This window comes from Photobacterium minamisatsumaniensis (assembly GCF_050336695.1).
GTDB classification, from domain to species: domain Bacteria; phylum Pseudomonadota; class Gammaproteobacteria; order Enterobacterales; family Vibrionaceae; genus Photobacterium; species Photobacterium minamisatsumaniensis.
This window is the reverse complement of record NZ_JAKJSI010000014.1, coordinates 189,599-210,875: the sequence shown is the minus strand read 5'-3', so window position 1 is coordinate 210,875 and position 21,277 is coordinate 189,599. Positions and strand designations below refer to the sequence as shown.

Here is a 21,277-nt window from a genome sequence, read left to right as displayed (position 1 = left end):
CACCAGGCATTACCATTTCTACGCCTTCAGGTAGTTCGATAGTACCTGTTACGTCAGTTGTACGGAAGTAGAACTGTGGACGGTAACCTTTGAAGAAAGGAGTGTGACGACCGCCTTCATCTTTAGAAAGAACATAGATTTCTGAAGTGAAAGTAGTGTGTGGAGTGATTGAACCTGGCTTAGCAAGAACTTGGCCACGCTCAACTTCGTCACGCTTAGTACCACGTAGAAGAACACCAACGTTCTCACCAGCACGGCCTTCGTCAAGAAGCTTACGGAACATCTCAACACCAGTACAAGTAGTWGTRGTAGTKTCTTTGATACCGATGATTTCTACTTCGTCACCAACGTTGATGATACCTTGCTCAACACGACCAGTTACAACAGTACCACGRCCTTGGATTGAGAATACATCTTCGATTGGAAGRATGAACGGTAGATCGATTGCACGCTCTGGCTCTGGGATGTAGTTATCTAGAGCTTCAGCTAGTTCAACAATCTTGTCTTCCCACTSTTGYTCGCCGTTTAGMGCGCCWAGAGCAGAACCCATGATTACTGGGCAGTCATCACCTGGGAARTCGTACTCAGAAAGAAGTTCACGAACTTCCATCTCTACTAGTTCTAGTAGCTCTTCATCATCAACCATGTCACATTTGTTCATGAATACGATGATGTAAGGGATACCAACCTGACGACCAAGAAGGATGTGCTCACGCGTCTGTGGCATAGGACCATCAGTTGCAGCAACAACTAGGATACCACCATCCATTTGAGCAGCACCAGTGATCATGTTTTTAACATAATCGGCGTGTCCAGGACAGTCAACGTGTGCGTAGTGACGAGATGGAGTATCGTACTCTACGTGAGAAGTAGAGATTGTGATACCACGCTCGCGCTCTTCTGGAGCGTTATCGATAGATGCGAAGTCTTTAGCGTCACCGCCGTATACTTTAGCAAGAGTAGTACAGATAGCTGCAGTTAGAGTTGTTTTACCGTGATCGACGTGGCCGATAGTACCAACGTTAACGTGCGGTTTTACGCGTTCAAATTTTTCTTTAGACACAATCGTGTTCCTTCCTAGTTAAGATACGCCCCCTACTAGGTTAGGGGACGCGTCCGAAGTTGCTATTTTATGCGTCAACCGAAATTGACGCAATATAGATATAAAGATTAACCGCGTTCAGCAATAATCGAATCTGCAATATTCTTTGGGATTTCAGCGTATTCACTGAACTCCATTGAATATGAAGCACGACCTTGAGTTGCTGATCGTAGGTCAGTTGCGTAACCAAACATCACAGATAGTGGTACTTGAGCACGAATGATTTTCAGACCCGCAGGGCCGTCATCCATACCTTCGATCATGCCTCGGCGACGGTTAAGGTCACCAACAACATCACCCATCCAATCTTCTGGAGTCGTTACTTCAACTTTCATCATTGGCTCTAGGATAACAGGGTTAGCATCAAGTGCGCCTTTCCTGAAAGCCATAGAACCGGCAATCTTAAATGCCATTTCGTTGGAGTCAACGTCATGGTACGAACCATCGAACAATGTTGCTTTGACATCCAATACAGGATAGCCAGCAAGCACACCATTGTTCATCTGTTCTTCGATACCTTTAGAAACAGCACTAATGTACTCTTTCGGTACCGAACCACCGACGATTTCATCCACAAACACGAAGCCTTCATTTTGTTCTGAAGGTTCGATTTTCAGCCATACGTGACCATATTGTCCGCGGCCACCAGATTGGCGTATAAATTTACCTTCCACTTCCGTTTTGCCACGGATAGTTTCACGGTAAGCCACCTGAGGTTTACCCACGTTGCATTCCACGCTAAATTCGCGCTTCATACGGTCAACGATGATATCTAGGTGAAGTTCACCCATGCCTGAAATCAGAGTCTGTCCAGATTCCTGGTCGGTTTCGACGCGGAATGATGGATCTTCTGCCGCTAGTTTACCTAGTGCAATACCCATTTTTTCTTGGTCAGCTAGAGAACGAGGCTCAACAGCGATTTGAATTACGGGCTCAGGGAACTCCATACGCTCAAGGATAACGCGGTTATCTTGATCACAAAGAGTATCGCCTGTCGTTACGTGCTTCAAACCGATTGCAGCTGCGATATCACCTGCACGGATTTCTTTAACTTCTTCACGTTTGTTTGAATGCATCTGAACGATACGTCCAAAACGTTCGCGTTTTTCCTTAACAGAGTTGTAAACAGAATCACCTGTATTAACAACCCCAGAATAAACACGCATGAAGGTTAAGCTACCAACGAATGGGTCGGTCGCGATTTTGAACGCTAGCGCTGAGAATGGTTCATCATCGCTTGCATGGCGCTCAACTTCGTTACCGTTTTCGTCTTCACCACGAATCGCTTTCACTTCCGTTGGCGAAGGCAGGAATTCAATGACTGCATCAAGTACAGCTTGAACACCTTTGTTCTTAAATGCTGAACCACAAGTTGCAACAACGATTTCGTTAGCTAGAGTACGCTGACGAAGACCGCTCTTGATCTCTGCTTCGGATAGTTCGCCTTCTTCAAGGTACTTATCCATTAGCTCTTCAGAAGCTTCAGCCGCAGATTCAACCATGTTCTGGCGCCATTCCTCTGCCAAGTCTTGCATATCAGCTGGAATATCTTCATAGGTAAATGACATACCCTGATCACTTTCATTCCAGTTGATTGCCTTCATCTTGATCAGATCGACAACACCATTAAAATCTTCTTCAGCACCAATATTCAATTGAATAGGTACTGGAGTCGCCCCAAGACGGCTTTTGATTTGGTCGACTACGCGTAGGAAGTCGGCACCAGCTCGGTCCATCTTGTTGACGAAAACCATACGTGGAACTTCATATTTATCAGCCTGACGCCATACAGTCTCAGACTGAGGCTCAACGCCTGAAGAACCACAGAACACAACAACGGCACCATCAAGTACACGTAGAGAACGTTCTACTTCGATAGTGAAGTCAACGTGTCCCGGTGTATCAATAATGTTTACGCGGTGCTCTGGAAACTGTGCTTCCATACCACGCCAGAATGTTGTAGTAGCAGCAGATGTGATAGTAATACCACGCTCTTGCTCCTGCTCCATCCAGTCCATGGTCGCTGCGCCGTCGTGAACTTCACCGATCTTGTGAGACAAGCCTGTATAAAACAGGATACGCTCGGAAGTCGTTGTCTTACCGGCGTCAACGTGAGCAACAATACCAATATTTCGGTAGCGCTCGATAGGCGTTTTACGTGCCACAGCGGTATCCTCTTACTAAGGAAATCCTTAGAGTATGGTTTTGGCGCAGCAAGCCAAAAGCTTGCTGCGCCGATTTTTTTATTACCTGGAGGTAAGTGATTACCAGCGGTAATGTGCGAACGCTTTGTTCGCGTCTGCCATACGGTGAACGTCTTCACGTTTCTTAACAGCAGAACCTTTGTTGTCAGCCGCATCAAGCATTTCGCCTGCTAGACGCTGAGCCATAGATTTTTCACCACGCTTACGCGCAGCTTCAACTAACCAACGCATAGCTAGTGCATTACGACGTACTGGACGTACTTCTACAGGCACCTGGTAAGTTGAACCACCCACACGGCGAGATTTAACTTCTACCGCTGGACGTACATTTTCAAGAGCTTTTTCGAATACAGACAAGTGTTCTTCACCAGAACGCTCAGCCATAGTTTCTAGCGCAGAGTAAACAATTTTTTCTGCAGTAGATTTTTTACCGTCAACCATTAGGATGTTGACGAATTTTGCCAGCAGCTCAGATTTGAACTTAGGATCTGGAAGGATCTTACGCTGACCAATTACGCGACGACGTGGCATGGAAATCTCCGTTGTGTCTTCAGGTTATCCAAAACTTTACAGTTTCTTCAAAATTAAATAATTTTAGTGTTTGGCCTTACTTAACGGAATCCATTAAGACTTAGGACGCTTCACACCGTACTTAGAACGACCTTTCTTACGGTCGTTAACGCCAGCACAGTCAAGTGCACCACGAACGGTGTGGTAACGCACACCTGGTAAATCTTTAACACGACCACCACGGATAAGAACAACTGAGTGCTCCTGAAGGTTGTGACCTTCACCGCCGATGTATGATGTTACTTCGAAACCGTTTGTTAGACGAACACGACATACTTTACGTAATGCTGAGTTAGGTTTCTTAGGAGTAGTAGTATATACACGAGTACATACACCACGTTTCTGTGGGCACGCTTCTAGTGCAGGCACGTTGCTTTTTACAACTTGCTTTGCACGTGGCTTACGTACCAACTGGTTAATAGTTGCCATTAAATAGCTCCTGAAATATTACTTTCGTAAAGATGAAAAATCTGCCTCCCAACAACAGGAGGACGCGAAATTTTATGCATCGCACCCAAGGGTGTCAAGATGTAAGCAACGATCAATCAAATGATTATTTCTTAGACACCCTAAATTTAGCTCAATTTCTTAATGTTGAAGTGGGTATTTAGCCCCATTTCATCTGTGTTTCATGCTCAACCGTCAACGATACAAAACCTTTGTAATCAATGAGTTCTACATCTAAGCTTGTTCTTCCACCTAAACCTCTGGCAGATAAATCAGACACTAGTAAATAAATTTTTACGCCTGATTTTTTTATTCCATCCAGACTCGAATTTTCTCCGACTGCAGCGACTACAGCGTCCTGGATCAGTAAAATTGCATCATTTTGAGCAATTAGTGGTAAGCATTGTTGGAAAATTTGGCTTTGAAAAGGAGAGCTGGAAATGATGTGCAACATAATCACCTCAATAAGTCAGAACGCGTTGGCAACCATGAAGGTGCTGTGAAAATGTGTGGGGATCGCAAACCATCACCTCGATCAACAATTCTGACGCTGTTATCCCTCGCTCTTCTAACGATTGCGAACAGACATAGACATTCTCAATATCGTATAGCTCAAACATTTTAAATGTCTGACTATAATCACGGGATAACACCTTGGCTGGCTGTTGTGTTTTTAACAATTGGAAAACGCCATCTCCAATAAAAAACACGTGAATATCTTCACTATAGGCAGAGGTTGCTAATACAGCATCTAATCCTTCACGCCCAGCGGAGGTGCCGTGAGGCATAGAACGAAAAATAAAGCCAAGAGATTTCATAGTACTTGCCCTAAAACTGGATGACACGATCGGCGGTTAACATAGCTTCAGCCAAACCACCGAGTCCTGCTTGCTCAAAACCAGTGGCAAGATTATGGCCTGATAATTGATTTTGTTCTGCTTCTTGCTCACTGACAACACCCCGACGCAATGCTGCCGCAACACACGTTTGTAGTTCAATATCATGTTGCTTGGCTAATGCTTGCCATGCCGCGACCAAATCGAATTCATCCGAGGCTGGAGCGGTCAACGATGAGCCATTGTAAACACCGTCTTGATAAAAGAAGATACGTGACAGGCGATGCCCTTCTTCGAGTAACGCCTCGGCAAATAAATAAGCGGTACGTGCTGATTGATCACCGTATGCCGGCCCTTCAATGACCAGCACGTAGTTTAAGCTCATTTTTCGCCGTCCTCGGTTTTACGCTGGCGAATATAGAGATATACCGTATGTTTTGAGATATTCAGGCGGTCAGCAACACGATTTATCGCATCTTTAATATCAAAAATGCCTTTGTCATATAGCTCCATGACAATCTGACGATTCTTGGCATTATTCGATACGTTTTTATCAGCGTTGATCTCTTCAATTGTTCGTTCGACTGTCTGGTCGACTAGTTCATCAACGTCACTTGCAAAGTTCACGGTTGATGCCGCTTGTTTCGCTTCATCTGTTGGCATGAATGATTGCAGTATTTGTGAGAAAGGCGCATCAAGGTTTACGTTGATACACAACAACCCAATAATGTCATCGTCACCGTTACGAATGGCAATGGTGATCGACTTCATTAAATCGCCACCTTTCGCACGCGTAAAATACGCCCTTGAAAAGTTACGCTCAGACCCTTCAATATCACGTAACATACGCAATGCAAGGTCTGTAATTGGCGACCCAACTTTACGTCCCGTATTTTCCCCATTCGCGATTTTAATCGCAGATGTATTGAGGTCGGCTAAAGAGTGCAACACGATTTCACAAAAAGGGCCAATCAATGCCGCCAGTCCGTCTACGACAGCTTCATAAGAACGTAAGATAATGTAGTCATGCTCACTAAAAGCACGCGGCTCAGTCAGATCGTTCTCTATCATGACGTCAGAGCCAAAGTTTTCTGTAGATACCACTAGTCTTTCTTCCTTGCTCATTCCCATTGTATTTAGCTTCAGCCACCAAGAGGGAATATTGAAAATAAATAGAATGGGCTATCGCTCGTTACTCAGCAGGGCCAATATAAAGCGCGTTATAAAAATTAAAATCTTGATAGCAAGTTTATCAGATTAATGACAACAGCTAGAACATTTCTCGTTGCATATCCAGCGCAAAAAATAAAAAAACCCAGCAAAAGCTGGGTTTTTCATGCGATTGACGAATACTGAACAACTCAATTTTTTTTGAGTTCTACTCGTCAAATTCTAAAAAATACAATTTTTATTGTACTGCAGCGTCTTGCTCTGCTGACTCTTCTGCTTTAACAATTTCTAGTAATTCAACCTCGAAAACCAATGTCGAGTTTGCTGGAATACTTGGGTTCGCTTGTGAGCCATATGCTAGCTCAGGTGGGATAACAAACGTGAATTTCGAACCTACAGGCATTAGCTGTACGCCTTCCGTCCAACCAGGAATTACCTGATTCAATGGGAAAGTTGCTGGCTGATTACGCTTGTAAGAGCTATCAAACTCAGTGCCGTCAGTTAACATACCTTTGTAATGAACTTGCACCGTGTCTGTTGCTGCTGGCTTATCACCTTCACCTTGTGTTTCAACTTGGTACAGTAGGCCTGAGTCAGTTTTAACAACACCTTCTTGTTTTTCAAACTCAGCACGGTAATCATCACCCGCCTTGATGTTTACTTCGGCATCGGCTTGGGCTTTTTGCTGAACAATTTCAGATACACGCGTATCAAGATCTTGTAATGCTTGCTGAGTTTCTTCTGGTGTTAAACGGCTCTTGTCCGCAAATACATCGCTGACACCAGCCAATACTTGTTCACGATTAAGTTCTAAGCCCAGCTCTTTTTGCTGATCAAGGTTTGCAGCTAAGTATTGTGCTAAAGATGCACCAATTGCATACGCTGCTTTATCATCTTCAGAAGCAAATGCCACTGGCGCAGCCTCTGCTGCGACCTGCTCTACTTTTGCAGGTTCTGCTGGCTGTGTTTCTGCCGCTTTTTCATCTTGGCAACCGACAGCAAGCAAGATTGTTGCAGCCAAAACAGACATCTTTAGAACAGGTTTCATGTATTTCTCCATCATATGCTGAGGAATGCCTCATTTTTTATTTGGCTTTCCATCTGTGTTATGAAAAGCGCTTAAATTCAATATACTAATACAGACTTCATTAATTAACGTTAGCAGGCTAATTAATAAAGTCATACCGACAATTTTAGCAAAACCAAGCGGAACTAAAACTTAATGCAAACCAAAAGATACGTACCTTGTTGCATTGTGGCACTTCTCCTTCTTACCGGCTGCTTTTTTTCTGGTTCAGAACAGCAGCGCTGGGTATTAGCCCCTGAGGGGGCAACTAGCCTCAGCTTAAGCCGAGATGGCCGTTTTGCACTCTATCATTCGGCCCTACAAGGTATCGTGCTCTGGGATTTACAGCAAAACAAAAAGTTAGCTGACTTCGGTTCTCAAGATCCACATCACAATACGGTCTTAAATGGCAAGATTTCGGACAATAGTCGCTATGCGATTACGGCTACAGCACAAAATTTTGCCATTTGGGATTTAGCCTGGGGCCAATCCGATGGTTTATGGTCAATCTCTGACGGTATTATCCGGGATGTTGCCTTGGCGAATAATGGTCAACATGTATTACTCGCCCTTTCTAACGGCAAGGCTCTGTACATCGACTTGGGCAGCGGAAGGCGCTTAGAGTTCCTTGCACACCGAGAAAAAGTTAATTCTGTCGCTATTTCACCCAATGGGCGCTATGCCTTATCGGGAGGGAATGATTATTTTGCTTACCTTTGGGATACGCGCAGTGGCCAAATACTCCATGCTTTTGAACGTGAAAGCCGGATCAGTAGAGTCAGCTTACAGCGAGATGGTAAACTTGCCATGATTGCAGATGGTGGCAATGACATTACTATCTGGGATCTAACAACAGGCAAGCAACAATCTTCACTGGCGATTCGGCTACGTCAGCAAAATCTATCCAGCGCTCGATTCTCTGATGATGGTGCACAGCTAGTGACGGGGACTCCCTCAAGGCGCGTCGAGCTATGGGATAGCATGACAGGTGATAACATTGGCCGCTGGGAAGCTGCGTCACAACAAGATACTCGACCACCCGCTGCGGTGGTGTATGATGTGACCATTACACCTGAGGGGCTTGTTACCTCCGGAACTTCAGCTGGTATCGTCCAACAGTGGACAACGGAATAAGACAATGACAGACATCGAACAACTACAGGCCCGTATTGACGAGCTAGAAATGAAGCAAGCATTCCAAGAACAAACGATCGAAGATTTAAACCAAGCGTTAACCAAGCAGCAATTTGTTCTGGATAACGTTCATACTCAAATGAAATTCATGGTTGGAAAAGTAAAAGGCATCGAGCCCTCGAACCTTGCTAGCGAGGCTGACGAAACGCCACCGCCACACTATTAATTATCCACGATGATAAGTAATAGTGATAAACGGAATTTCAGACATAAAAAAACGGGAAGCTTAGCTTCCCGTTTTTTTGACTAATCAATGATTAGTGTGAGCAACCGCAGCCGCCTTCACCACAACCACCTTCTTCTTTATGGTCATGACCGTGCTCGTCGTCACAGCTACCACCGCCACAACAACCACCTTCTTGGTGAATGTGACCATGAGCAACTTCTTCTTCCGTTGCTGCACGCACGGCAACAACTTCAGCGATAAATGTTAGTGTTTGGCCAGCCAGCATGTGGTTGCCATCAACAACAACGTGGTCGCCATCGACTTCTGTTACTTCTACAGGGATTGGACCTTGGTCAGTATCCGCTAGGAAGCGCATGCCAACAGTAATTTCGTCAACACCTTGGAATACGTCTGCAGGAACACGCTGAACCATTACGTCCATGTGCTCGCCGTATGCGTCTTCAGGAGCAACAGTCACTTCAAGTTTTTCGCCAGCTTCACGGCCTTCAAGTGCATTTTCCAGACCTACGATCAAATTGTTGTGACCGTGTAGGTAGTCAAGAGGTGCTTCAATCGTTGATTGGTCAACAACTACGCCATCTTCTGTTTTAACTTGGTAAGCAAGGCTTACTACGATGTCTTTAGCGACTTTCATGTTTGCTCCAATATTGAACTGGGTATCAAAGGATTTCGCCCGCATGATACCGGATAAAGGCACTACGATGCCAATATTCTGTCGCGATCTTATTCGTCAGGCTTGAAGATCCCGATAACCTGTTGTTTCGTTTGTGGCGAAAGTTGCTCTGCCTGCTCAACCGATTGAGGTGCACGTATATCAGTATGATCACATGCTACGCACTCAACACGCTCCACATCATTTTCTTGCCACCAGCGCAATGTGTCCTGTTTTTTACAAGAGGGACAAATTGCACCAGCAATAAACCGTTTCTTCGCCATTTTCGCTCCTTGCCATTTCCTGATATCACACTTATGGCTAATCCCAGCCATTGTGCCGCTCTCTCTCTCCACGCATTTCACGGTCAAAGATATCTTCCAACTCTTTGCGTGCTTCCTTCGCCCGCGAGGCTAAATGTACATCTTCAGAGTGCTGCGGTAATAAATCTCGCAGTGCTGTGGTATCAAGCTTTCGAAAATGCGCTTCAGCCCGTTTAGCCTTGTACGGGTGCATGCCTAGAGATATAAGGGCTTGTCGCCCCAAATCAAGGGCACCTGCAAAAGTTTCACGCGAGAAACTATCAACACCATGACTAAGCAGCTGATGTGCCTCAACGCGGCTTCGGGCACGAGCTAAGACTTTAAGCTTAGGGAAATACTGTTGGCACAGAGCAACGACTTCCATCACTTCATCTGGCTCATCAGTACAAATAATGATTGCTTCTGCTTTATCTGCTCCCGCCGCCCGTAATAGGTCTAACTGCGTGGCATCACCATAATAAACTTTATAGCCGAACTTACGTAAAAACTGAATTTGGCTCGGGTCTCGTTCAAGTATCGTGACGCGGATTTTGTTCGCAAACATCAAGCGCCCCACCACCTGACCAAATCGGCCAAAGCCCGTAATGATCACCCGAGGTTCACGGTTAATCACATCACTTTCCAAAGCGTCTTCGGCTTCTGCTCTGAATGTATGTAAAAACCACTTATCCTGTAACAATAGAATTAGCGGTGTCGTCATCATTGACAAGCTCACTACAACCAACAAGAAAGACGATAACTCTTTACCCAATAGACCCTCGCCTAACGCGGCAGTGAACAAGACAAATGCAAATTCACCACCTTGGCTCAAGATCGCCGCCATCTGACTGCGTGACTTAGCACCAATGCCAAATGCGCGGGCAAGGCCGTACAACAACAGCCCTTTAACCGTAATTAAACCAAGTACTGCGGCTAGGATTTGCAGCGGGTAGGCCAATAACAAACCAAGATTAACCGCCATTCCCACGGAGATAAAAAACAACCCCAGTAGCAAACCTTTAAAAGGTTCAATGGCAATTTCTAATTCATGGCGGTATTCACTTTCGGCCAACAACACCCCAGCTAAAAATGTGCCAAGTGCCATGGATAAACCCAGTGACTGCATGCCTAACGCAATCCCAATCACCAATAATAGTGCGGCAACATTAAACAGCTCTCGGACTTCGCTCAACACCACCCAGCGGAACAGCGGGCGTAATAAGAAGTGTCCGCCAACCAGTAACACAGCAATGCCGCCAATCATCCAAGCAAAATCAAACCAGCTACCGCCCCCCCCCCCCGCCAAGACAGGCAAAATAGCCAACATCGGGATCACGGCAATGTCTTGGAAAAGTAAAACCGCAAACCCCGACTGCCCAGTCTCACTGCCATCAAGGCTCTGCTCTTCAATGACCCGCAATGCTATCGCAGTTGAAGACAAGGCAAGCCCCATTCCAACCACCAGCGCATCGCGCCATGTAATGACAGGGAACCAAGTGCTGAATGCCAACACCACAGCTGAAATCACCAAAGTGGTGATCACAACTTGGCCACCACCTAATCCAAGGATCGGCTTTCGCATTTGCCACAGCTTTTTCGGATTAAGCTCTAAACCTATCAAGAATAAAAGCAGCACCACCCCAAACTCCGAAAAGTGCAGGATGGCGTCCACATCAGAAATTAAACGCAATCCCCATGGGCCTATAGCAATGCCAGCCAACAGGTAACCTAACACCGAGCCAAGCCCTAGCCGCTGAGCAATAGGAACAGCGACAACTGCGGCAGCCAAAAAGACCACGCTCACCGACAACACATCATTCGCCATGAGTCACCTCCTGAGATGGCAACGGCATTTCCAACCACTGCCGGTAATCTTTCGCATGCTGCAGCCGCTCTTGTTTAGGCACCCTACGCGCCCAATGGAGTACCAAAGGCTTCATCCACTCCATACGACACAAGGCTGCCGATAATTCAAAGGGCTTTAAAATTTCATCGATAGAGCAGCGGTTATAACCGTCAGGGGTATAGGCCTCTGCCGCCCCACCAGTGGTGATCACCGAACGCCAGTACTTTCCTTGCGTCTGGCGGCCTTCACCATGGGCAAAACCTTTACTGAGTACCATATCTATCCATTCCTTTAACAAGGAGGGACACGAGTACATATATAGCGGGTGCTGAAACACGATGACATCATGCTGGCTCACCAGCTGGCGCTCTGCGGCAACATCGATAAAAAAGTCGGGGTAGACGGCATAGAGATCATGCACGGTAACATGAGGGAGATCGGCAATTTCCACCAGCATTTCACGATTAGCCACTGATTCAAGGGGATCAGGATGAGCATAAATCACCAAAACACGTGGGCATCCTTTTGTTGTCATAGCATTCCTTTTCAGCCTATAGGTATCGCTAATAGGCTGATATTATTCATCACATTATTACGCTGGTATATGCACATAATACATAACTGGCTGTAAATAGGATCGTTTATTCATCATGAGTTCATTACCAATTAGCGGTATTAGCAGTCAACGTCGCTTTGGGTTAGACTGCCGCACAGTTTCTGGCATTTTGTATTTGCGGAGCGGGGCTTCCCCGACATAGTCGATGATCACGTTTTCTGATATCCAACTTCTTCGAGGCGGTAAAGTCCTACTCGACCAAGCAACAGCAACCATTCATCCCGGTGATAAGGTCGGCCTAGTCGGTAAAAATGGCTGTGGTAAATCGACCTTATTTGCCTTGTTGAAAAACGAGCTCAGTGTCGATGCTGGTAACTGCCAATTCCCCGCAAACTGGGAACTGGCTTGGGTGGCACAGGAAACCCCTGCGCTCGCACGCGCAGCATTAGACTATGTAATTGATGGCGACCGTGAATACCGCCAGTTAGAAGCCGATTTACTCGCCGCAGAGCAAGCTGACAACGGTAATCGCGTTGCTGAACTCCATGGCAAGTTGGAAGCGATTGGCGGTTATAGCATCCAAGCGCGAGCCGCAGAATTATTGGATGGTTTAGGCTTTTCACAAGAGCAAATGCAATGGCACCTCCACCAATTCTCAGGTGGTTGGCGTATGCGCCTCAACTTGGCTCAGGCGCTTCTGTGCCGTTCTGACTTGTTGTTACTCGATGAACCAACTAACCACCTCGATCTTGATGCCGTCATGTGGCTTGAAAAATGGCTGCAAAACTACCCTGGCACATTGGTGTTGATTTCGCATGACCGTGATTTCCTCGATCCGGTGATTAACCGTATTTTGCATATTGAAAACCAAACCATGAATAGCTACACCGGTAACTATTCATCGTTTGAAACTCAACGTGCCGAAAAGTTAGTGCTGCAACAGGCGATGTTCCAAAAGCAACAGAAACAAGTCGCGCACATGCAGTCTTATATTGACCGCTTCCGCTATAAAGCCAGTAAAGCCCGTCAAGCACAAAGCCGGATCAAAGCACTCGAGAAAATGGAAAAGGTACTGCCAGCTCAGTTCGACAACCCATTTACCTTTGAATTTCGAGAACCAAGTGCACTACCGAACCCAATCTTGATGATGGATCAGGTGGCGGCAGGTTATGACGACAATTTGATCCTTGATAAGATTCGCTTAAACCTTGTTCCGGGAAGCCGTATTGGCCTACTGGGGCGAAACGGTGCCGGTAAATCCACACTGATCAAATTGCTTTCGGGAGAGCTTTCCGCGAAGGCGGGAGAATTGGCATACTCTCAAGGCGTTAAGATTGGTTACTTTGCTCAACACCAATTAGAAACCCTATATTTAGATGATACTCCAGTACAACACATGGCGCGCATTGCCCCACAAGCGACAGAGCAGCAGCTACGTGATTACTTAGGCAGCTTCGGTTTCCTTGGTGATAAAGCGCTTGAAAAAGTCGGCCCATTCTCTGGCGGCGAAAAAGCCCGTTTGGTACTGGCTTTGATCGTATGGCAGCGACCTAACCTGTTGCTACTTGATGAACCAACCAACCACCTTGATCTCGATATGCGCCAAGCACTGACATTTGCCCTGCAGTCCTATGAAGGGGCAATGGTTATCGTGAGTCACGACCGTTACTTACTGCGTGCGACCACGGATGACTTGTACCTCGTACATGACCGCCAAGTTGTGCCATTTAACGGTGATCTCAATGACTACCACAAATGGCTAACCGAGCAACAGCGTAACGAGCGCCGTGAGCAGCAAGCTGCAAAGCCTGAAACCAACAAAGAAAACAGCGCAGCATCGCGTAAAGAACAAAAGCGCCTTGAGGCTGAATTCCGAAAAAAAACCGCGCCATTACGCAAGCAAGTCGACAAGCTCGATAAGCAAATGGAAAAGTTAAGCGCCACCCTTACTGATGCAGAATCACAACTTGCCGAAGCCAGCATCTACGAAGCTGACAATAAAAAGCAGCTCAACGAGCAACTGCAACGTCAGGCGAAGGCCAAGTCTGAGTTAGAAGATATCGAGATGGAATGGATGGACTTACAAGAGCAGATTGAGGCTATGGAAGCCGAGCATAATATCTAGTTTCGTCATTTCATCGTATTAAGCACATTGATAGGGACGTCAATTAATGCCACAACACATTGATAGTGAAAGCTTCTGGCAATTTTGTCTGTACCACTATTCACAGGCTGGTGTTCAACCAGCCTGCTTAGCCTTTCAAGATCATTACCAAGGCAATGTTAACCTTGCCCTATTGCTGCATTGGCTTGACCAACATCAGCTAGCCCTCGCTCCCCCCCATGGGTACAAGGCATTACTCGCCGCACTCACTGAAACTGATACGTTACTTACCCCCTACAGAGTGCTACGTAAACAACTCAAACCCAATATCACTCACGAGCAATATCAGCAAATGCTCTCCTTTGAGCTTTTGCTTGAACGAAGGCAGCAACATCATTTATTAACCTGCCTAAACCAATATCCGCTTTCCGCTCATGCATGCCCCAATAACCTCGTTACTTATGGCCGTCACCTTGACGCTCCCCTATCGCTTATTCGCCAATTACAAGCAATCACATAGCCGAATTGACCTCCGACGACGTCGTCACCTTGTCTGTGCTAGGATCTAAACCTCATGACCTTTCGTAACTAGTGGGATAGTCCCTATACGTGCCATGAGGAATTTCGATGACTCCATTTAAGCCTGCAAGCGGTTTAAGCAATGCCCATGTTCAAACCTTATTACCGCGCTTCTTGCGTCGTAAGCCACTATTCACTCCAATAACACAACGCATAGAAACGCCTGACGGCGATTTTTTAGATTTAGCATGGACTGCCGCACCAGAAAATAGTCATAAGAAACAGCCCGTCATGATTCTATTTCACGGTTTAGAAGGCAGCTTTCACAGCCCTTATGCACATGGATTACTTAACGCTGCCCAGCAGCAAGGTTGGCTCGGGGTCATGATGCATTTTCGTGGCTGCAGTGGTGAAATAAATCGTCAGCCTCGGGGTTACCATTCTGGCGAAACCAATGATGCCCATTTTTTTATTCAGTGGCTGAGGCAACAACTGCCCACTCAACCTTTCCTTGCTGTCGGGGTATCGCTTGGGGGCAATATGCTGGTTAATTACCTCGCAGAAAAAGGGCACCAGTCTGAATTGGCTGCGGCACAAGTGATTTCTCCCCCACTAGACTTGGCTGCATGCTCAAGTCGGATCCAGCAAGGGTTCTCAAAGATCTATCAGCGGTACCTATTGGCATCGATGAAGCGTAACCTCGGTAAAAAAATTAGCGCACAGCCTGAAGCAATGCCACTCAAACAAGAACAAGCCGCAAGCATTCGTTCCCTTTGGCAATTTGATGAGGAAGTCACAGCCCCCCTACACGGCTTTGACGATGCTAACGATTATTACCAACGGTGTAGTGGCTTAACCAAATTGGCTACCGTAACCATCCCGCTTCGGGTCATTCACGCCAAAGACGACCCTTTCATGACTGCAGATGTTATTCCTTCCCACCCCTTACCTGCACACATCGAATATGACTTGTGTCACCATGGCGGTCACGTGGGTTTTGTCTCTGGCTCTTGGCATAAGCCTGATTTCTGGCTTGAACACACCGTGCCAGAATGGTTTGGTCAATTCATACCGCTCTACAAATAACAATAATAACAATATAATTGGCTTTTCATCCTTTGAGTAAAGAGCAGCCCATTATGATCATTCCTTGGCGTGATATTGACCCCGACACCCTAGTCAACTTAATCGAACATTTTGTGTTACGAGAGGGAACAGACTACGGTGAACAAGAGCTCAGTATGGAGCAGAAAGTACAGCGGGTCCGCCAGCAACTTGATAAGGGTGAAGCCGTTATCGTCTTTTCTGAGTTGCATGAATCTGTCGATATCAAATTACGCCGCCATATGGGGGAATAAGCCCCCTACTGCGCTAATTTATACAATTTTGGCGACTGCACTCACGTATCATTTTTGGCCTCCCGACTTGACCTTACCTCACTACCCTGTTAATAACTCTTTCCGTTAATGTTAACGACAGGGTTTGTCATGTCTGCAAAACATCCAATAATTGCAGTAACAGGGTCTTCAGGGGCAGGTACATCCACCACCTCAGAAGCATTTCGTAAAATGTTCAATATGATGGGCATTAATGCTGCCTGGCTGGAAGGTGATAGCTTTCACCGTTTTACTCGCCCAGAAATGGATGTCGAAATTCGAAAAGCCAAAGATCAAGGTCGACATATTAGTTACTTCGGCCCTCAGGCTAACGATTTTCCCCAGCTAGAAACCTTTTTTCGCCAATATGGTGATGATGGAAGCGGCCAATTTCGGCGCTACCTGCATACCTTTGATGAAGCCGTACCTTATAACCAAATGCCCGGTTCATTCACACCATGGCAGGAGTTACCAGAAAACACCGACGTATTGTTCTATGAAGGACTTCATGGCGGTGCTGTTGATGGTGAAACCAATGTCGCTCAGCACGTTGATTTATTGATCGGCATGGTACCAATCGTCAACTTAGAGTGGATTCAAAAGATTGTACGGGATACCCGTGATCGCGGTCATTCACGCGAAGCCGTGATGGAATCAATTGTGCGATCGATGGATGACTATCTCAATTATATTACGCCTCAGTTTTCTCGTACCCATATTAACTTTCAGCGCGTACCAACCGTTGATACTTCAAACCCATTCAGCGCCAAAGCCATTCCAAGCCTAGATGAGAGTTTTGTTGTGATCCGTTTTCGTGGGATCAAAAATGTCGACTTCCCTTATTTGTTATCAATGATCCAAGGATCATTCATGTCACGCCACAATACATTGGTGGTTCCGGGTGGCAAAATGAGCTTTGCCATGGAGCTAATCATGCGCCCGTTGATCCAAAAACTGATCGAAACAGGAAAGATTGGTTAAATAATACAATTCAAGCCCCTTTCAGGGGCTTGGGTCTCTCGCGGCCGTGTCGAATTAAGCGCAGTTCACTTCATAAGAGTGCGTCATTTCAACACCTTCACCAAGCATCAAGCACACCGAGCAATACTTCTCTAGCGAATCAGCAACAATTTTCGCCACTAGCGCTTCATCGAGTTCATGACCTGTAACCACGAAATGTAGGTTTGCTGAGGTAAAAATACGGGGGGCTTGCTCACGGCGCTCAGATGAAATTTGCGCTTCACAACCCGTAATCTTCTGCCCTGCTGATTTCAATCCATCAACCACATCAACCGAGCTACATCCCCCAGCCGCCATCAATACCATTTCCATTGGGCTTGGCGCTTTTTCTCCGCCATTGCCATCCATAACCACACTATGGCCAGAATTTGACTGACCTAAGAAGGTCATATTCTCGACCCATTTCACTCGTGATTGCATTTGTTTTTCCTTACTACTTATAGGGTAATTAGTGACAATATAGCAACTGTGTGATCATGTGCACACTTATGACTACTAAATGACCATTCTCGATAGATCAATATCAAGAAATGCATGCTGAAAAAAGATAAACTTTGAACTAATTATTCACGTGAGCTTGCAGCCCAGCTGTTGACTGAATATCCTAAGCGACGAACACCAAGTATAGGCCCAGCCCTTTTTTGATGGACGTCGTTGTTGGGCAACAAACACAGAGGAAGTTAGTAATATGGTTCCAGGTAAACCTCAAACAGATCCAACTCTAGAGTGGTTTCTTTCGCATTGCCACATTCATAAATACCCGTCAAAGAGTACTTTGATTCATGCGGGTGAAAAAGCTGAAACGCTCTACTACATTGTTAAAGGTTCTGTGGCTGTCCTAATCAAGGATGAAGAAGGCAAGGAAATGATCTTGTCTTACCTAAACCAGGGTGACTTCATCGGTGAGTTAGGCTTGTTCGAAGAAGGCCAAGAGCGTACCGCTTGGGTTCGAGCAAAAACCCCTTGTGAAGTAGCAGAGATTTCTTTCAAGAAATTCCGCCAGCTTATTCAAGTTAACCCTGATATTCTGATGCGTCTGTCTGCTCAAATGGCAAACCGTCTTCAGGTTACAAGCCAGAAAGTAGGTGATCTTGCTTTCCTAGATGTGACTGGCCGTATCGCTCAGACACTTCTAAACCTTGCGAAACAGCCAGATGCGATGACGCACCCTGACGGTATGCAAATCAAGATCACTCGCCAAGAAATTGGCCAGATCGTGGGTTGTTCTCGTGAAACTGTTGGTCGTATTTTGAAAATGCTGGAAGAGCAGAACCTAATCTCTGCTCACGGTAAAACTATCGTGGTATACGGTACACGTTAATTTCGCGTGCCATCATTGATAATAAAAAGCCGCCTCAGGCGGCTTTTTTGATCCGGGAATTCATACCAAAATGGTATTTTTGCCGTATTGCTCACTTTTTCTTTCTTGTATCCTCACCATCAAGTGCTACATTGTGCATATCTGGCGTAAGTGATAATACGTCATTCACATGGATAAAATTGATATGGATCTCGAACGTTTTTCAGCAAATGGCTTTCCTGCAAGCAATACGAGCGTTATTGCCCCCCTTCCCCCAACAGTTGAAATGACAGGCTTTAGCGGGCGTCGGCACTATTTTGAACAACAAACGACTTCGCCATACCATAAAGGGCAACTTGCTAAGCATGAATTTGGGATCACACCACTTGATAGCCAGTGCCATTAGTCTACCCCAAACACGTTTGACTCTTATCGCACACGATAAACCCACCGTATTTCATAACAGTGGGCTATGGGGTTAATCTCTTTTCACGCCAGAGAATTTAGCCTTTCTTCGCGTGGGTGCTTTCAAAAATTTTATCCGCTGACGCTTCAACAAAGCCACGATATAACTCACCGTCTGGTGTAGCATAGCGCTTAGCAAATTCGTAAAATCCCCCCGCGATACTAAACACACCATCGGTAAAGCCAACATCAACAGTATCGGCAATCGTCGCTGATTGCTCTAGCATTACCTCTGGGCTACCTTTCACATCGCCCCCAGATTCATTAATCGAAAAGCCGTTATGGCGCAGTAAATGATTAACCTCTTCGACCTCGGTAAATTGCTCGAGCTGATTAATATTGACCGTAAAATGGTTGGCACCAAAACCGTGCGCGGCTAACCACCCTGCGTATTCACTTTCTGCTACCAGCAACTCATAAGTGGCATAGTCGAGGTCCCAACGCCGCCCACCATACAAGAAGGCTGGATCACGCATCGCCGCTTCAGGTACTTGATCGACAAGCTCTCGAACGGTTTGCTGTAGCAACGAGCTAAACTGCCCTACTAGCAATTCACTGATAAAGACTTTCGGTGCATCTGGATTTGGATGTTCAAAGTGCTCAGCATAAAGCTTCTTCGCTTCAAAGTGATACTTACCACAAGGTTTATAACCCAATGCAATAAACGGCGCCGCTAGCCTATCTAGGCCCACTTTAGGTAAATTGAACGTCCGTAACGCAATGTGGTCATTCAGCAACGGCTCATCTTCAGTGAGTAAATCATGCACCTGTGCAGCAGAGGGGCATAAACGCTGAGTATAGTCTTGCCATAAGCCATCAAATAATTGCACAACCCTTTCCATGAATATCACATCCTCTTAGCTGGTCGATAAAACGGAATACCTGAAACATGCTCTACATACGGATCCCTGGTGACAACTGTGCTGGCAATTCAGGTTGATCACCTTCCATTGATGCCATTGGGTACGCACAGTAGTCAGCGGCATAATAAGCACTTGGCCGCAAGTTGCCAGAAGCACCCGGCCCACCAAAAGGGGCATCCCCACTGGCACCCGTCAATTGACGGTTGCGATTCACAATGCCTGCCCGAATATGATCGATAAAATACTGCCATTCATCGTCATCGGTTGAGATCAGCCCTGCAGATAAGCCATAACGGGTATTATTTGCCTTCTCAACGGCTTGTGTTAAACCGTCATAACGCACAACCTGCAACAAGGGGCCAAAATATTCCTCATCCGGTAATTCTGCGATAGTACTCACCTCAATGATCCCAGGAGTAACGATTGCTCCTTGCCCGCGGGTAGCGACCAATAATGCTTCACCGCCAAGACCAATAAGCTGAGACTGGGCTTGGAGAATGTTATCTGCAGCGGCATTAGAGACTTGCGATCCCATAAAAGGGGCTGGCTCATCAAACTGACCACCCACGCGAATAGCCGATGCAAGCTCAACTAAGCGAGTAAGTACACGATCCCCTTTCTCGCCTTTGGGTAAATACAGGCGACGAGCACAAGTACAACGCTGACCCGCGCTAATAAACGCTGACTGAATAATAGTGTAGACAGTGGCATCAAGCTCGCCATAATGCTGAGAAATAACCATCGGATTATTGCCCCCCATTTCAAGTGCGAGCATCTTCTCTGGCTGACCAGCAAACTGGCGGTGCAGGATCTGCCCGGTATTCGCGCTACCCGTAAAGAGTAGGCCATCGATACCGCTGTCACCCGCTAATGCCTCACCCGTTTCACGCGCACCTTGGACCAAATTTATCACCCCATCAGGCAACCCAGCCTGTTGCCAAAGCTTCATGGTTTCTTCTGCAACTTTCGGCGTAAGGTCTGATGGTTTAAACACGATAGTATTACCGGCCAATAACGCAGGCACGATATGCCCATTTGGAAGGTGGCCCGGGAAGTTATACGGCCCAAATACCGCCATGACACCTAAGGGACGGTGACGTAAAATTGCCTGGCTGCCCGCCACGTCTTTTTGTCTTTCGCCAGTACGTTCATGATAAGCCCGCAGTGATATGGCAATTTTTCCCACCATCGCGCCTGCTTCGGTACGCGTTTCCCATAATGGCTTACCGGTTTCTTCGGCAATAACCTTGGCAATCATCTCACTGTTATCTTTTACCAATTCAGCAAAGCGCTCCACAATAGCTTGTCGCTTGGCAAAATCACAATGACGCCATTTTGCCAACGCAGCACGAGCACTACTCACCGCCGACGCGACTTGTCCGCCTGTTGCCGCCTTTCCCTGCCAAATGACCTCTTCGGTAAAAGGATTGAACGATTGCATAACCGCCCCCTCTCCAGCCAGCCATTCACCTGCGATCCATTGAGTCATTGTCGAATT

General features: G+C 46.3%; 25 protein-coding genes. 9 read left to right on the top strand and 16 right to left on the bottom strand.

Annotated elements, in window-relative coordinates; all coding sequences use genetic code 11:
* The 9 genes from tuf to fkpA all read right to left on the bottom strand — a co-directional run.
* On the bottom strand, window positions 1–1,063 hold a 1,063-nt coding region (tuf, locus tag L4D78_RS07130; RefSeq protein ID WP_428466262.1), incomplete at its 3' end, for an elongation factor Tu.
* 107 nt (window positions 1,064–1,170) lie between these two features.
* Window positions 1,171–3,267, bottom strand: a complete 2,097-nt coding sequence (fusA, locus tag L4D78_RS07125) for an elongation factor G (protein ID WP_428466261.1) — start codon at window positions 3,265–3,267, stop codon at window positions 1,171–1,173.
* A gap of 99 nt (window positions 3,268–3,366) precedes the next feature.
* Entirely contained in the window at window positions 3,367–3,837 is a 471-nt protein-coding gene (gene rpsG, locus L4D78_RS07120; protein ID WP_080158724.1) for a 30S ribosomal protein S7, read from the bottom strand.
* A 93-nt stretch (window positions 3,838–3,930) separates the two neighbouring features.
* Window positions 3,931–4,305, bottom strand: a complete 375-nt coding sequence (gene rpsL, locus L4D78_RS07115; protein ID WP_005417208.1) for a 30S ribosomal protein S12 — start codon at window positions 4,303–4,305, stop codon at window positions 3,931–3,933.
* Window positions 4,306–4,483: 178 nt separating this feature from the next.
* A complete protein-coding gene (gene tusB, locus L4D78_RS07110; protein ID WP_428466260.1) occupies window positions 4,484–4,777 on the bottom strand; it encodes a sulfurtransferase complex subunit TusB in 294 nt (97 codons plus the stop codon).
* A gap of 7 nt (window positions 4,778–4,784) precedes the next feature.
* A complete protein-coding gene (gene tusC / locus L4D78_RS07105) occupies window positions 4,785–5,141 on the bottom strand; it encodes a sulfurtransferase complex subunit TusC (protein ID WP_428466259.1) in 357 nt (118 codons plus the stop codon).
* 10 nt (window positions 5,142–5,151) lie between these two features.
* Complete coding sequence (gene tusD, locus L4D78_RS07100; protein ID WP_428466258.1) at window positions 5,152–5,544, bottom strand: sulfurtransferase complex subunit TusD; 393 nt, start codon at window positions 5,542–5,544, stop codon at window positions 5,152–5,154.
* Entirely contained in the window at window positions 5,541–6,230 is a 690-nt protein-coding gene (locus L4D78_RS07095) for a helix-turn-helix transcriptional regulator (protein WP_428466270.1), read from the bottom strand. The genes tusD and L4D78_RS07095 overlap by 4 nt, the downstream gene beginning before the upstream one ends.
* A gap of 337 nt (window positions 6,231–6,567) precedes the next feature.
* Window positions 6,568–7,377, bottom strand: coding sequence for an FKBP-type peptidyl-prolyl cis-trans isomerase (gene fkpA / locus L4D78_RS07090; protein ID WP_428466257.1), 810 nt, complete (start codon window positions 7,375–7,377; stop codon window positions 6,568–6,570).
* 174 nt (window positions 7,378–7,551) lie between these two features.
* On the opposite strand from fkpA, the gene L4D78_RS07085 reads away from it, so the two are divergent.
* Window positions 7,552–8,529: a WD40 repeat domain-containing protein gene (locus tag L4D78_RS07085; RefSeq protein ID WP_428466256.1), complete on the top strand. Its 978-nt coding sequence runs from the start codon at window positions 7,552–7,554 to the stop codon at window positions 8,527–8,529.
* A gap of 4 nt (window positions 8,530–8,533) precedes the next feature.
* Window positions 8,534–8,755: a SlyX family protein gene (locus tag L4D78_RS07080; protein ID WP_428466255.1), complete on the top strand. Its 222-nt coding sequence runs from the start codon at window positions 8,534–8,536 to the stop codon at window positions 8,753–8,755.
* 91 nt (window positions 8,756–8,846) lie between these two features.
* Here the strand turns inward: L4D78_RS07080 and slyD are convergent, their stop codons facing one another.
* From slyD to kefG, 4 genes are all read right to left on the bottom strand, one after another.
* Entirely contained in the window at window positions 8,847–9,410 is a 564-nt protein-coding gene (gene slyD / locus L4D78_RS07075; RefSeq protein WP_428466254.1) for a peptidylprolyl isomerase, read from the bottom strand.
* A gap of 89 nt (window positions 9,411–9,499) precedes the next feature.
* Window positions 9,500–9,712, bottom strand: a complete 213-nt coding sequence (locus tag L4D78_RS07070; RefSeq protein WP_428466253.1) for a YheV family putative zinc ribbon protein — start codon at window positions 9,710–9,712, stop codon at window positions 9,500–9,502.
* A 37-nt stretch (window positions 9,713–9,749) separates the two neighbouring features.
* Window positions 9,750–11,555 carry a glutathione-regulated potassium-efflux system protein KefB gene (gene kefB, locus L4D78_RS07065; RefSeq protein WP_428466252.1) on the bottom strand — a complete coding sequence of 602 codons (1,806 nt, stop codon included), beginning with the start codon at window positions 11,553–11,555 and terminating at the stop codon, window positions 9,750–9,752.
* A complete protein-coding gene (kefG, locus tag L4D78_RS07060; protein ID WP_428466251.1) occupies window positions 11,545–12,111 on the bottom strand; it encodes a glutathione-regulated potassium-efflux system ancillary protein KefG in 567 nt (188 codons plus the stop codon). The genes kefB and kefG overlap by 11 nt, the downstream gene beginning before the upstream one ends.
* Window positions 12,112–12,337: 226 nt before the next feature.
* On the opposite strand from kefG, the gene L4D78_RS07055 reads away from it, so the two are divergent.
* From L4D78_RS07055 to L4D78_RS07035, 5 genes are all read left to right on the top strand, one after another.
* Window positions 12,338–14,257, top strand: coding sequence for an ABC transporter ATP-binding protein (locus L4D78_RS07055; RefSeq protein ID WP_428466250.1), 1,920 nt, complete (start codon window positions 12,338–12,340; stop codon window positions 14,255–14,257).
* A 46-nt stretch (window positions 14,258–14,303) separates the two neighbouring features.
* The gene (locus L4D78_RS07050) at window positions 14,304–14,756 is read left to right on the top strand and encodes a TIGR02444 family protein (protein WP_428466249.1); all 453 of its coding nucleotides are present in this window, start codon (window positions 14,304–14,306) and stop codon (window positions 14,754–14,756) included.
* A gap of 107 nt (window positions 14,757–14,863) precedes the next feature.
* Window positions 14,864–15,841, top strand: a complete 978-nt coding sequence (locus tag L4D78_RS07045) for a hydrolase (protein ID WP_428466248.1) — start codon at window positions 14,864–14,866, stop codon at window positions 15,839–15,841.
* 53 nt (window positions 15,842–15,894) lie between these two features.
* Window positions 15,895–16,113: a YheU family protein gene (locus tag L4D78_RS07040; RefSeq protein ID WP_428466247.1), complete on the top strand. Its 219-nt coding sequence runs from the start codon at window positions 15,895–15,897 to the stop codon at window positions 16,111–16,113.
* A gap of 129 nt (window positions 16,114–16,242) precedes the next feature.
* Window positions 16,243–17,112 (top strand): phosphoribulokinase, encoded by an 870-nt coding sequence (locus L4D78_RS07035; protein WP_428456668.1) that lies wholly within the window; start codon window positions 16,243–16,245, stop codon window positions 17,110–17,112.
* 54 nt (window positions 17,113–17,166) lie between these two features.
* On the opposite strand, the gene L4D78_RS07030 is transcribed toward L4D78_RS07035, so the two are convergent.
* Window positions 17,167–17,571, bottom strand: coding sequence for an OsmC family protein (locus L4D78_RS07030; RefSeq protein ID WP_428466246.1), 405 nt, complete (start codon window positions 17,569–17,571; stop codon window positions 17,167–17,169).
* Window positions 17,572–17,839: 268 nt separating this feature from the next.
* Here L4D78_RS07030 and crp point away from each other — a divergent pair, with 268 nt between their 5' ends.
* Window positions 17,840–18,472, top strand: coding sequence for a cAMP-activated global transcriptional regulator CRP (gene crp / locus L4D78_RS07025; protein WP_068330579.1), 633 nt, complete (start codon window positions 17,840–17,842; stop codon window positions 18,470–18,472).
* 169 nt (window positions 18,473–18,641) lie between these two features.
* A complete protein-coding gene (locus L4D78_RS07020; protein WP_428466245.1) occupies window positions 18,642–18,857 on the top strand; it encodes a hypothetical protein in 216 nt (71 codons plus the stop codon).
* 97 nt (window positions 18,858–18,954) lie between these two features.
* Here the strand turns inward: L4D78_RS07020 and L4D78_RS07015 are convergent, their stop codons facing one another.
* Window positions 18,955–19,758: a DUF1338 domain-containing protein gene (locus L4D78_RS07015; protein ID WP_428466244.1), complete on the bottom strand. Its 804-nt coding sequence runs from the start codon at window positions 19,756–19,758 to the stop codon at window positions 18,955–18,957.
* A gap of 52 nt (window positions 19,759–19,810) precedes the next feature.
* Window positions 19,811–21,268, bottom strand: a complete 1,458-nt coding sequence (gene astD, locus L4D78_RS07010) for a succinylglutamate-semialdehyde dehydrogenase (RefSeq protein ID WP_428466243.1) — start codon at window positions 21,266–21,268, stop codon at window positions 19,811–19,813.
* Between the last annotated feature and the right edge of the window lie 9 nt (window positions 21,269–21,277).